This is a genomic window from Pseudomonas fluorescens, from assembly GCF_902498065.1.
In the GTDB taxonomy this organism is placed as follows: domain Bacteria; phylum Pseudomonadota; class Gammaproteobacteria; order Pseudomonadales; family Pseudomonadaceae; genus Aquipseudomonas; species Aquipseudomonas fluorescens_BJ.
Map to the genome: position 1 here is coordinate 170,489 of NZ_CABVIR010000006.1, position 12,933 is coordinate 183,421.

A 12,933-nucleotide genomic window follows, 5' to 3' on the forward strand; every position below is an offset into this window, starting at 1 on the left:
CTATGCTTCGCGTCCTGATAGCCCTTGCCCTGACTTGCCTGCTCCAACCGGCCTTTGCTGACGAGCGCGCGCAAACCCAACAACAGTTGGACGCCACGCGTCAGGACATCGCCGAGCTGAAAAAACTGCTGGGCAAGCTCCAGGAAGAAAAATCCGGCGTGCAGAAAGACCTCAAGGGCACCGAGACCGAGATGGGCAAGCTCGAGAAGCAGGTCGAAGCCCTGCAAAAAGAGCTGAAGAAAAGCGAATCCGAGCTGCAGCGTCTCGATGGTGAGAAAAAAAAACTCCAGAGCGCGCGCACTGAACAGCAACGACTGATCGCCATTCAGGCCCGCGCGGCCTATCAGAACGGCCGCCAGGAGTATTTGAAGCTGCTGCTCAACCAGCAAAACCCGGAAAAATTCGCCCGCACCCTCACCTATTACGATTACCTGAGCCAGGCCCGCCTTGAGCAGTTGAAGAGTTTCAACGAAACCCTGCGCCAACTGGCCAATGTCGAAAAAGACATCGCCCTGCAGCAAGCGCAATTGCTGGTGCAAAAGAGCAGTCTCGACAGCCAGCGCGACGAACTCGACAAAGTCCGTCAGGAGCGCCAGCAAGTCCTCGCCAAACTCAGCGACGACGTAAAGGCGCGCGACCAGAAGCTGGCCGCCCGCGAGCAGGATCAGGCAGACCTGTCTAAAGTCCTTAAAACCATCGAAGAAACCCTGGCTCGCCAGGCTCGAGAGGCAGAAGAAGCGCGGCAAAAAGCGCTGATTGCCCAGCAGGAAGCCGAAAAAAAGCGTTTACGTGAGGCCGAGGCTCAAGCAGATGCCACCGACGCCCCACGCAAACCCATCAAATCGACACCCGGCGCACTGGTATCCAGTTCAGGCGAGACCTTCGGCGGCCCTTTTGCTTCAACTCGCGGCAAACTTCCATGGCCGGTTGATGGTCGACTGCTGGCACGCTTTGGTGAAACCCGTGGCGACGACGCCCGCACCAAGTGGGACGGCGTGATGATCAGCGCCTCCGCCGGCAGCCAGGTGCATGCGGTGCACGGCGGGCGCGTGGTGTTTGCCGATTGGTTGCGCGGTGCCGGTCTGCTGGTGATCCTCGACCATGGCAACGGTTTTTTGAGTCTTTATGGTCACAACCAGACGTTGCTCAAGTCTGCGGGTGACGTGGTGAAAGCCGGTGAGTCCATCTCCACTGTCGGCAACAGTGGCGGGCAGGACACACCAGCACTGTATTTCGCAATTCGTCAGCAGGGTCACCCGAGTGATCCGGCGCAATGGTGCCGCGCGCAAGGATAGGCGTTGAGTCACCTACATTAGGAGTTCGTTCGACATGCTGCATTTGTCCCGTCTTACCTCGCTGGCCCTGACGATCGCCCTGGTGATCGGCGCGCCTCTGGCGTTCGCTGCTCAACCGGCTCCGGCGGTCGCGCCTGCGGGCACTGCGGCAACCACCAAGGCGCCGTTGCCGCTGGAAGAGTTGCGCACCTTTGCCGAGGTCATGGACCGGATCAAGGCAGCCTATGTCGAACCGGTGGACGACAAGACCCTGCTGGAAAACGCCATCAAAGGCATGCTCAGCAACCTCGACCCGCACTCCGCCTACCTGGGCCCGGAAGACTTCGCTGAATTGCAGGAAAGCACCAGCGGCGAATTCGGCGGCCTGGGCATCGAAGTCGGCGCCGAAGACGGGTTCATCAAGGTGGTTTCGCCTATCGATGACACCCCGGCGTCCAAGGCTGGCATTCAGGCCGGCGACTTCATCGTCAAAATCAACGGTGCGCCGACCCGCGGCCAGACCATGACCGAAGCCGTGGACAAGATGCGCGGCAAGATCGGCCAGAAAATCACCCTGACCCTGGTTCGCGACGGCGGCACGCCGTTCGACGTGACCCTGGCCCGCGCCATCATTCAGGTGAAGAGCGTGAAGAGCCAACTGCTGGAGTCCGGCTACGGCTACATCCGTATCACCCAGTTCCAGGTCAAGACCGGCGACGAAGTCTCCAAGGCCCTGGCCAAGTTGCGCAAGGACAACGGCAAGAAGCTCAAAGGCATCATCCTCGACCTGCGTAACAACCCGGGCGGCGTGCTGCAGGCGGCAGTGGAAGTGGTCGACCACTTCATCACCAAAGGCCTGATTGTCTACACCAAGGGCCGCATCGCCAATTCCGAGTTGCGCTTCTCCGCCACCGGCAAAGACGAAAGCGAAGCCGTGCCAATGGTTGCGCTGATCAATGGCGGCAGTGCCTCGGCCTCGGAAATTGTTGCCGGCGCCTTGCAGGATCAGAAACGCGCGGTGGTCATGGGCACCACCAGTTTCGGTAAAGGTTCGGTACAAACCGTGCTGCCGCTGAACAACGACCGCGCGCTGAAGATCACCACGGCGCTGTATTACACGCCGAACGGCCGCTCGATCCAGGCTCAGGGCATCGTCCCGGACATCGAAGTACGCAAGGCCAAGATCACCAGCGAGCAGGACGGCGAGTACTTCAAGGAAGCCGATCTGCAAGGCCACCTGGGCAATGGCAACGGCGGCGCCGACAAACCGACCGGTTCCGCCGGCAAGGCCAAGGCAATGCCACAGGATGATGATTACCAGTTGGCCCAGGCCTTGAGCCTGCTCAAAGGGTTGAGCATCACCTCCGGCCGCTGAGATGCGCCTGCGGTTAGTTCTCGGTCTGCTGTGCTGTCTGGCGGGTGTTGCTCACGCGGCGCCCGCCCCGCAAAAAGCCTACATCAGCCTGATCATCGATGACCTGGGGCAGAACCTGCCCCGGGATCGCCGCGTGCTGGCCCTGCCCGGCCCGGTGACCACGGCGATCATGCCTGACACACCCCACGCCACCGAATTCGCTCGCGAAGCCCATCGCGCCGGCAAGATCGTTATCCTGCACATGCCGATGGACCCGGCCACGGGGCCGTTCGCCTGGCACCCCGAGTTACCCATCGAAGAACTCGAAAAGCGCCTGAACACGGCGTTCAAGGTGGTGCCATATACCGCTGGCATCAACAACCACATGGGCAGTCGCATGACCGCACAGCAACCCGCCATGGCTTGGTTGATGGCGGATTTGCAGCGCCGACACAAGTTATTCGTCGACAGCCGAACCAGCGCGCAAACCGTGGCAGCAGCCGAGGCACAGAAGATCGGTTTGGCGAGTGTATCGCGGGATGTGTTTCTGGATGATGAGCGCACTGAAACCGCAATTTTTACTCAGCTACAGACGGCTATCAGCCTGGCGCGCAAGCAGGGTTCTGCAGTGATGATCGGGCATCCGTATCCGCAGACTCTGGCGGTACTGGAACGTGAGCTGCCCAAGCTCAAGGCTCAGGGCATTGACTGGATCGATATCAAACAGATGATCAGTGTGCGCGGCAATCGTGCAACGGCAGCGCACGGCAAGGATGGCCAGTACCGTCTCCCGACCGCACGGTAGTTCCTCGCAGCCCACTCCATTTCGCGATAACTATTTATACCTGCCGGTACACCGCCGCGTGCCACGATAGCGCTCACCCTGAATTTCATCACCAAGGAATGGACATGAAATATCTCAGCTTCTTTTGCTTCGCCGGCCTGATTGGCCTGTTGGCTAATTCCGCAGTGCAGGCCCGCGATCTTGGCGAAGGCGCTATCAACGACTCACCGTCAAGGGCACTGCAAAACAGCGAACATTTTTATGAAACCTGGAGCGGCGTGGGACGACTCAGCCTCCAATCGGGCGAGAGCTGCAGCGCCGTTCTGCTGGACACGCGAAACAGACACCGCCAAGCCACTGGCCCTGCTTATCTGCTCACCAGCGGTCATTGCGCGCTCTTTCAATACGGTTCGGCGCGGACCAATCAGCCTTTGGAAGCCAGCGTCACCTTCCACTACTTTCATGACATGCCACAGCGTAAGCGCCGATACGCCATCCGAACTGCCCGATGGAGCAGTCTGGTCGGGACCGATCTTGCAGTACTGGAGGTCGACGCGACATTGGCGTCGCTGATACAGGCCGGGGTCAACCCGCTCAAGCTGGCGCCCCATCAAACCTACGAGCGTCAGGATGTGCTTAACGTTGGCGCGCCGGGTGGCTTTACCGAACAGGGGCTTCGATTGAGCGCCTGCGCTGAACAAACCGCCGGAACATTCATCGATCATCCCGGGGTGTTCCCTTTAGCCATGAAAAACAGCTGCGACCTTTACGCTGGCAACTCCGGTAGCCCGATGCTGAACCGCCGCACCAATGAAGTCACCGGCATCGTCAGTAAAATCGCGATGTCGCGCAATACCCCAGCGCCGCCCGGTTGTGAGCACTCGACGTCTTGCAAGGCCGCCCGTTTCAACTACAGCTACTCCGCCAACTTTCTTCACTACTGCTTTACTGACGGTGTCTTCACCAGAGATGGGGCGAACTGTTCATTGGAGCCGGTCGAGCTGACTGTCACGGAGCCCTGGAAGTTCAAGCCATACGTTCATAGAACGCAAAATGCAGATGGGCAGATCGTATTGCCTACGTGGGATTTCAGGTTCTCCCTCGAGGCGCCCTTCTATCGCCACAAAACGGTCCATAACGCCAGGGACTGCAAAGCTTCCGACAATTACAGCGCCGCCATCAGCGCTGAAGAGGCTTACATCAATAGTGAAATCGGGCCACAAAGCGGCGCACATGCGCTCTGTATTATCGGCGTCGCCTCAAGGGAACAGCAGCTGACAAGCGCGACGCTGAATAACGTGTTTACAAGTGCCGTGTACTTGAGCGCGACGCCGGCCGCTCCGTCTCAGGTTGTATCGAAGTGATGGCTACAGATACTTCGCCATGATGTCGTCCACCACACCTTCCTTGCGTAGCTGATCCAGCGCGGCTTGCAGCTTGGCGACGGTTTCATCCGGAACGTCTTTATTCAACGCCAGGTACAACTCGGCACTATTGAAGCGCAGCACGGTTTTGAGTCCTGTCACCCCATCCTGACGCGCCAGATAGCGGCCTGCCGGGTCACCAGTGGCCCACAGGTCGATCTGACCGTTGACGAGTTTTTTTGCGTTGTCCTGATCGCGCAGCACAACGACCGGCTTCAGTCCCTGCTTGGCTAGCGTCTCGGCAATCGCATCGCCCTTGTAGGCGCCGATCTTGTAATTGCGCGCCTGATCCAGCGTCTCGAGCGTGATCTTGCTGTCAGCCTTGGCCAGCATGATCCAGTCGTCCGGACCAATCGGGCCAACCCACTTGAACAGCTTCTCGCGGTCCGGCAACCGCGCCATCACAAATACGCCGTAACCGGGTTTCTCCAGGGCGAGCTTATAGATTCGCTCCCAAGGGAAACGCAGGGTCAGGCTGTAGGTAATGTTGGCGCGTTTGAACATCTCGCGGACGATGTCCACGGCAATGCCGTTGATGTTCTCGTCCTGAGCGAAGTTCTTGCCGTTCTTCGCCATGTTGTACGGTGGGAAATTTTCCGTGAGCAACACCAGATCGGTGTCGGGACTTTCTTCAGCGTGCACTCCATTGATGAGCAACAGATAAGCGCTGGCAAGGACAAGAAGAAGGCGTTTGATCATGTCGGGCTACCGAAATCCATGGCGTGCCCAAGAGTGCCTTGAGCCCGCCATACTGTCTACTGGCCTTTTGATAACAGCCTTATGTAGATCGTTAAAATAATGGGTGTCACGTCACTGCGTTAGATAGTTACCGCACTCCACCGCGCCGCATCTGATTAATTGCCAATACCCGGCGACGGGCCGGTTTCTTCATATTAATCAGAGACAACGCTCAATGAATCCGATCCCCTTACTGCTTACCAGCGCTATGTGCTCACTGTGCACTCCGTGCTTTGCAAACGGCAGCGATTACGGCGAAGGCCTGCAGAACCTGACGCCTTCAGTAGTGCTTGAAAACACCAACGGCTCCCGCGACCACTGGCAAGGTATCGGGCGCCTGACCACCGGCTTAGGCAACTGTACTGCGACCCTTCTGGATACACGCGATGAACCCGAGCGGCCAGGAACTCCCGCTTACGTGCTTACTGCAGGCCACTGCATCGAATTGACCAATGGCAACATCGTCACAGACAGACCGGTTAACGGCACCCTCACATTCAACTATTTCACTGACAGCACCGCATTCAAGACCTATCCGCTTAAGACGACGACATGGCGGAGCATACAAGGCGTTGATATGGCCATCGTCGAGCTGGATGTCAGCCTGCAGAAGCTCATCGAGAATGGCATACAGCCATTGAAGCTGGCGCGAGAAACACCCGCGGACGGGACCGACGTATTGATCGTCGGGGCACCATATGGCTTTGATCAAAACACGCTGCGGATGTCGGCCTGTGCTCTGCAACCGGCGCAGGAAATCGTTGAAGGCGCCTGGGTATGGCGCAACACGTTCATGACTCGTTGTCAGGATGTTCGGGGAGGCGGTTCAGGAAGCCCGCTACTGGATCGCGCCTCCAATGAGATCGTTGGAGTGATCGGGACAGGAAATTTTGATGAAAGCCTTGTTCCATGCCGCGTGCATGCTCCGTGCACCCTCGCTGGAGAGGCTTATCAGGCAATACCGGGAAATGTATACGGTAATCCGACGGCATTTCTCAATGGGTGCTTCGTGGAAGGTCGGATCGCAAAAAACCCGCCGTCGTCCTGCCAACTCTTCCCGGCGTTCACCATCGACACCGACGCTACCACGCTGGAAAGTTACCAACGGGTCAAACATCAGGATGACGGCTCAATTGCCATTCCGACCTGGAACTATCGATTCTCTATCAGCACCGGCTTCTATCGTCATAAAACCGTGCGCAAGGCAATGGAGTGCGAGAGCCCTCATCACTACAGCGATGCCGAGGGCTCAACAAATGCTTTCATCAATTCCGAAATAGGGCGTGAACCCGGTCTCTATTTTCTGTGCATTGTCGGCGTCGATTCTGCGACGCAAAAACCCGAATCGGGACTTCTGAAAAATGCACTGTCCCTGCCAGTCGAGATACTGGATAACAAGCCAACCACCCCGCCAGATCTGTCGATCGTGACCGAAGTCTATGTGGCCCTGGCGAAAGCGGAGGAGCCGCACAGGACCTATTCGATAAAATATGGTCCCGTCGCAACGACAGACTGCGTTCAACCTGAAAACTACAGGAACGACGTGGACATGGATTTCTTCATTCCAGGCCACGACCTTCCGGGGAAGCTCTGCTCCATCGCCTACGATAAATCGGGGCAGGCGTCAGAGCCGAGGGTCGACTTGCTGCCTGCGGCAGGCACTCAAGAGGCGGCGACCCTCAAGGCTGAAGTTGCCAACTGACATCGGTCCGGAAGTTTTTCCGGACGCGTTATCGCATCACGATCCCGCGATGGGCCATGTAGGCCTTGGCTTCCTGCACGGTGTATTCGCCGAAGTGGAAAATACTCGCCGCCAGAACTGCGCTGGCGTGACCTTCGATAATGCCGTCGGCCAAATGCTGCAGGTTGCCGACGCCGCCGGAGGCGATCACCGGAATACCCAACGCATCGCTGATGGCGCGAGTCACGCCCAGGTCGAAGCCGTTTTTCATGCCGTCCTGATCCATGCTGGTCAGCAGGATTTCACCGGCACCCAGGCCTTCCATCTTCTTCGCCCACTCGACGGCGTCGAGACCGGTTGGCTTGCGCCCGCCGTGGGTGAAGATTTCCCAGCGCGGGGTTTCGCCCGGGCCGGAGACCTTCTTCGCGTCGATGGCGACGACGATGCATTGCGAACCGAAATGTTGCGCAGCCTCGCCAACGAATTCCGGGTTGAAGACGGCGGCGGTATTGATCGACACCTTGTCCGCGCCGGCATTCAGCAAGTTGCGAATGTCCTGCACGGTGCGCACGCCGCCGCCAACGGTCAGCGGAATAAACACCTGGCTGGCCATGCGTTCAACGGTATGCAGCGTGGTGTCGCGACCGTCGACGCTGGCAGTGATGTCGAGAAAAGTAATCTCGTCCGCACCCTGCTCGTCGTAACGACGGGCGATTTCCACCGGGTCGCCGGCATCACGAATGTTCTCGAACTTCACACCTTTGACGACCCGGCCGTTGTCCACGTCCAGGCAAGGGATGATGCGTTTGGCCAGCGCCATGGTCAGTCCTCAGCCTTTGTACGAATCGCAGAAAGCTTGCGCTTCAGCGACGTCGAGGGTGCCTTCGTAGATCGCCCGGCCGGTGATCGCGCCGATGATGCCTGGCGCCTTGGCGTCGAGCAGCGACTTGATGTCACCGAGGTTGTGGATACCGCCGGAAGCGATCACCGGAATGCGCGTGGCAGCCGCCAGCGCAGCGGTGTACGACACGTTGCAGCCCTGCATCATGCCGTCTTTGGCGATGTCGGTATAAACGATCGCGGACACACCGTCAGATTCAAACTGCTTGGCCAGGTCGATAACGTTCACCGTGCTGATTTCAGCCCAGCCATCGGTAGCCACGAAGCCATCTTTGGCATCCAGGCCGACGATCACCTTGCCCGGGAACGCGCGGCAGGCTTCAGCAACGAAAGCCGGATCTTTCACGGCCTTGGTGCCGATGATCACGTAGCTCACGCCCGCTTTCACGTAGTGCTCGATGGTTTCCAGGGAGCGGATACCGCCGCCGATCTGAATCGGCAGGTTCGGGTAGCGCTTGGCGATGGCAGTGACCACTTCACCGTTGACCGGCTGGCCTTCGAAGGCGCCGTTCAGGTCGACCAGATGCAGACGACGGCAACCGCCCTCCACCCACTTGGCGGCCATGCTCACCGGGTCATCGGAGAACACCGTGGAATCTTCCATGCGGCCCTGGCGCAGACGAACACAGGCACCGTCCTTGAGATCGATAGCGGGAATAATCAGCATCTGGCAAACCTTCAAATTCGATTGTTCAGCTTCGCTCGAAAATCAGTTTTTCTCGAGCGCCCACAGGTCGCTTTCGATGCTTTCGAACCTCTCTTTGAGGTGCGTCTGCACATCGAAAATCGCCCTGTTGTAATAGTGCGGAGCAATTTCGCGGGTAAACAGCTCAAGGATTTCGGCCGCTTCGAACGAACCCAGGTCCAGTTCGAAGCGATCCTCCATGAAGCGCTTGATCTTGTGATTGGCCTCGGTCTCCTGTTCGGGAGTGAGGGTCAGGATCGGCGGCTTCTTCTTGACGGCCATTTACCAGCGACCATCCCACGCAGCGAAGTTCTGCAGCAATTGCAGGCCATGGGTATGGCTCTTCTCCGGGTGGAACTGCACCGCGAAACGCGAGCCATCGGCCAGCGCTGCGGCGAAATCGACACCGTAGTGACCGCCACCCACCACCTGCCGCGCATTGCCGGCAGCGATGTAGTAGCTGTGCACAAAGTAGAAACGCGCCAGGTCCGGAATGTTGTGCCACAGCGGATGCGAGATCGTCTGCTTCACTTCGTTCCAGCCCATGTGCGGGACTTTCAGGTGTTCGCCGTCTTCAACAAGGCCTTTGCCGAAAAACTTCACCGCGCCCGGGAACAGGCCGATGCAGTCGACGCCGTCGTTTTCTTCACTGCTGTCGAGCAAAGCTTGCATACCGACGCAAATGCCGAGGAACGGACGGTCCTGGCTGACTTCACGCACCAGCGAGTCGAAACCCAGACGACGGATCTCCGCCATGCAATCGCGAATCGCGCCGACGCCGGGGAAAACCACCCGGTCGGCTTCGCGAATCACGTCGGCATCGCTGGTGATCAAGACCTTGCCGGCACCGACGTGCTCGAGGGCCTTGGCCACCGAGTGCAGGTTGCCCATGCCGTAATCGATAACCGCGACCGTCTGCATTACAGAACGCCTTTGGTCGACGGCATCTGACCGGCCATGCGGTCATCGAGCTCTACGGCCATGCGCAATGCGCGACCGAATGCCTTGAACACGGTTTCGATCTGGTGGTGGGTGTTCGTGCCACGCAAGTTGTCGATGTGCAGACTGACGAGCGCGTGGTTGACGAAGCCCTGGAAGAATTCCTGGAACAGGTCAACATCGAAACCGCCAACGGTGGCGCGAGTATAGGGAACATGCATCTGCAGGCCTGGACGGCCGGAGAAGTCGATCACCACGCGCGACAGCGCTTCATCGAGCGGCACGTAGGCGTGGCCGTAGCGACGGATGCCTTTCTTGTCGCCGATGGCTTTGGCGAAGGCCTGACCCAGGGTGATACCGACGTCTTCCACGGTGTGGTGGTCGTCGATATGCAGGTCGCCCTTGCTGACAATATCCAGGTCGATCAGCCCGTGACGGGCGATCTGGTCCAGCATGTGCTCAAGAAAAGGAACACCGATATCAAATCGGGCCTTTCCGGTGCCATCCAGGTTGATCGAGGCTTTGATCTGGGTTTCCAGAGTATCGCGCTCGACTGACGCCTTACGTTCGGCCATCACCAGCTCCGCAAAATCATTGGGCGAAAAAGGCAGCCATTATAGGGGCGCGGGCGGGAAACAGAAACACGAGAGGTGATATCGCTGACGGAGGGAATTCAGGGGTGCCGGGGATAGACATGTCCATACAAGCCAATCGGACGGAATACAAAACAAATGTGGGAGCGAGCCTGCTCGCGATAGCGGCCTGACATTCAACATCTCTGTCGACTGTCAGGCCGCTATCGCGAGCAGGCTCGCTCCCACAGGGGTGATGCGCTTACCGTTTACTTAGTGGAACAGCACTGCCGTCTTCTGCAGGGTCACCCAAACACCCCACGCCAACGGAATCCCCACCACCAGCCACGCTGCAATCGCCAACGGTTTGGTGCCCGGAGCCGCTTTCCACTCCAGCACGGTGCTGCTGTCAGCGCCCTTGTCGTGGCCCAGCGCCTGTTCGGCGGCCAGTTCAGCGTCGGTCATGAAGTACTTGTCGGCCACCGGACGCACCAGCAGGTTGCAGATAAAACCCAGCACCAGCAGGCCCGCGAGGATGTACAGCGTGATGTCATACGCTGCGGCGCGCTCAACGCCAATGCTCAGCTGATACTCACGCAAGTAGTTGACCAACACCGGACCCAGCACGCCTGCAGCAGCCCAGGCGGTCAGCAGACGACCGTGAATCGCACCGACCATTTGCGTACCGAACAGGTCGGCAAGGTAAGCCGGAACCGTCGCAAAACCACCGCCGTACATCGACAGGATGATGCAAAACGCCGCCACGAACAGCGCAACGTTGCCCAGGTGACCGAGGTTCGGGATCAACGCGTACAGCGCAAAACCGAGGGCGAAGAACACGAAATAAGTGTTTTTACGGCCCAGGTAATCCGAGAACGACGCCCAGAAGAACCGCCCGCCGATGTTGAACAGGCTCAGCAGACCGGTGAAACCGGCAGCAATCGCGGCAATCGAAGCCAGTTGACCAGCGTCCAACTGACCAAACGTCTGGTCGGTGCCGAGCAATTTGCCCGCGAACACTTCCTGCAACAGTGGCGAAGCCATGCCGAGGATGCCGATACCGGCGGAAACGTTCAGGCACAGCACCAGCCACACCAGACGGAATTGCGGAGTTTTCCACGCCACATTCACGTGCACGTGACGATGGGTGATCATCGCGTTCGAGGCTTTTTTCGCCGGAGCGGTCCAGCCTTCAGGCTTCCAGCCGGTTGGCGGAACGCGGTAGGACAGCGCGCCACCGATCATGAACACGAAGTAGATCGCGGCCATCACCAGGAAGCTCTGCCACACGCCCACGCTGTCTGCGGAAGCGAAGTGACCCATCAGGGCGGCGGCCAGCGGTGCACCGACCATCGCGCCACCACCGAAACCCATGATCGCCATGCCGGTTGCCATACCACGCTTGTCCGGGAACCACTTGATCAGGGTCGAGACCGGCGAGATGTAACCCAGGCCCAGGCCAATACCGCCAATCACCCCGGAGCCGATCCACATCAGCCATATCTGGTGCGTATATACACCCAACGCCGAAATCAGCAGACCGCCACACCAGCACAGTGCCGACACAACGCCAGCCTTGCGCGGCCCGGCGTGTTCCAGCCAGCCACCCCAGATCGCTGCCGAGCAGCCGAGGAAGATGAAAAACAGGGTGTAGATCCAGCCGAGCATCGAGATCGGCCAGTCGCATTGCGACGAGAACACTTGCGAGATGAAGCTCATGTCCGGTGCGCAGGCCACTGCCTTGGTCACGCCCAGCGCCTTGGACAGTGGCAGCCAAAACACCGAGAAGCCATAAGCCATGCCGATGCAGAGGTGGATGGCCAACGCGGCCGGTGGCACCAGCCAACGGTTGAAACCGGGCTTGGCGATGATGCGTTCCTTGGACAGGAACGAGGGCTGGTCGGCATTGAAGCCGTCCGCCGTGATGCTCGTGGTCATTGTGTATCCCCCAATTATTAGTATGGTTCGCCAGCCACTGCTCACCCCCAGCCTTTATGCGCACGCATGACTGTTTTTTGAGGTGAAGCTCCATATCGGTGCGACATCACGTCACAGAAGGACGGACGAACTGGCAGAGGTTACCATTTGCACGTGACAGAAAAGCCAAACTGATATCACCTTTTTAAAAGTCATCCGATCTCGTACCACTGAAGGATCCGCCATGCCTGTCATCGTCGAGCTGCTGAACGAAGCCACCTATCAGGACCAGCAGGATTTGCAGAAGATTTACCGCGACGCGCCGGATTGGCTGTTCGCGCCGTTTGCCAGTGACCTGCAACTGATCGAAGCCTGCCTGCGGGACGGCTCGTTGATCGCCGGGCGTTTCAATGAACGTCTGTTGGGTGCGGCACGCCTGCAAAAGCACCAGGACGTCTGGCATCTGTCCCAATTATGTGTACGAAAAATCACCCGTCGTCGTGGGGTTGCTGAACGGCTGGTGAACGAAGCGCAGAAACTGGCGTCGCAATCGGGTGCGACTTTGCGTCTGTTGGCGCCTGCCGGGCACCTTGAGTCACAGGCACTGGCGGCCAAACTTAAAGTGCCGCTGGATGTGCTGCCGGGCTGATCGCTGACCGGTCGTC

At 58.8% G+C, this 12,933-nt stretch carries 13 protein-coding genes; 6 read left to right on the forward strand and 7 right to left on the reverse strand.

The annotated features are described in order from the left end of the window. Positions 1–2 precede the first annotated feature (2 nt). The 4 genes from F8N43_RS21000 (at position 3) to F8N43_RS21015 (ending at position 4,776) form a co-directional block, all read left to right on the forward strand. Positions 3–1,295 (forward strand): murein hydrolase activator EnvC family protein, encoded by a 1,293-nt coding sequence (locus tag F8N43_RS21000; RefSeq protein ID WP_150654296.1) that lies wholly within the window; start codon positions 3–5, stop codon positions 1,293–1,295. A 34-nt stretch (positions 1,296–1,329) separates the two neighbouring features. Continuing rightward, the gene (locus tag F8N43_RS21005) at positions 1,330–2,649 is read left to right on the forward strand and encodes a S41 family peptidase (protein ID WP_150631807.1); all 1,320 of its coding nucleotides are present in this window, start codon (positions 1,330–1,332) and stop codon (positions 2,647–2,649) included. 1 nt (position 2,650) lies between these two features. Then, the gene (locus F8N43_RS21010; protein ID WP_150631808.1) at positions 2,651–3,433 is read left to right on the forward strand and encodes a divergent polysaccharide deacetylase family protein; all 783 of its coding nucleotides are present in this window, start codon (positions 2,651–2,653) and stop codon (positions 3,431–3,433) included. A gap of 104 nt (positions 3,434–3,537) precedes the next feature. Further along, positions 3,538–4,776, forward strand: coding sequence for a trypsin-like serine peptidase (locus tag F8N43_RS21015; protein ID WP_150654297.1), 1,239 nt, complete (start codon positions 3,538–3,540; stop codon positions 4,774–4,776). Positions 4,777–4,779: 3 nt separating this feature from the next. On the opposite strand, the gene F8N43_RS21020 is transcribed toward F8N43_RS21015, so the two are convergent. Further along, entirely contained in the window at positions 4,780–5,535 is a 756-nt protein-coding gene (locus F8N43_RS21020) for a substrate-binding periplasmic protein (protein ID WP_150631810.1), read from the reverse strand. 214 nt (positions 5,536–5,749) lie between these two features. On the opposite strand from F8N43_RS21020, the gene F8N43_RS21025 reads away from it, so the two are divergent. Further along, entirely contained in the window at positions 5,750–7,276 is a 1,527-nt protein-coding gene (locus F8N43_RS21025) for a trypsin-like serine peptidase (protein ID WP_150654298.1), read from the forward strand. 28 nt (positions 7,277–7,304) lie between these two features. Here the strand turns inward: F8N43_RS21025 and hisF are convergent, their stop codons facing one another. The 6 genes from hisF to F8N43_RS21055 form a co-directional block, all read right to left on the reverse strand. Further along, positions 7,305–8,075 carry an imidazole glycerol phosphate synthase subunit HisF gene (hisF, locus tag F8N43_RS21030; RefSeq protein WP_007972752.1) on the reverse strand — a complete coding sequence of 257 codons (771 nt, stop codon included), beginning with the start codon at positions 8,073–8,075 and terminating at the stop codon, positions 7,305–7,307. Positions 8,076–8,084: 9 nt separating this feature from the next. Continuing rightward, positions 8,085–8,822, reverse strand: a complete 738-nt coding sequence (gene hisA / locus F8N43_RS21035; RefSeq protein WP_150631812.1) for a 1-(5-phosphoribosyl)-5-[(5-phosphoribosylamino)methylideneamino]imidazole-4-carboxamide isomerase — start codon at positions 8,820–8,822, stop codon at positions 8,085–8,087. 42 nt (positions 8,823–8,864) lie between these two features. Next, complete coding sequence (locus F8N43_RS21040) at positions 8,865–9,122, reverse strand: DUF2164 domain-containing protein (protein ID WP_150631813.1); 258 nt, start codon at positions 9,120–9,122, stop codon at positions 8,865–8,867. Further along, entirely contained in the window at positions 9,123–9,761 is a 639-nt protein-coding gene (gene hisH, locus F8N43_RS21045) for an imidazole glycerol phosphate synthase subunit HisH (protein WP_150631814.1), read from the reverse strand. Then, a complete protein-coding gene (gene hisB / locus F8N43_RS21050) occupies positions 9,761–10,354 on the reverse strand; it encodes an imidazoleglycerol-phosphate dehydratase HisB (protein WP_003218037.1) in 594 nt (197 codons plus the stop codon). Before hisB ends, hisH begins: the two co-directional genes overlap by 1 nt. A 270-nt stretch (positions 10,355–10,624) precedes the next feature. Then, a complete protein-coding gene (locus tag F8N43_RS21055; RefSeq protein ID WP_150631815.1) occupies positions 10,625–12,289 on the reverse strand; it encodes an OFA family MFS transporter in 1,665 nt (554 codons plus the stop codon). Between the two features lie 223 nt (positions 12,290–12,512). Here F8N43_RS21055 and F8N43_RS21060 point away from each other — a divergent pair, with 223 nt between their 5' ends. Beyond that, a complete protein-coding gene (locus tag F8N43_RS21060) occupies positions 12,513–12,917 on the forward strand; it encodes an acetyl-CoA sensor PanZ family protein (protein ID WP_150631816.1) in 405 nt (134 codons plus the stop codon). Positions 12,918–12,933: the final 16 nt, after the last annotated feature.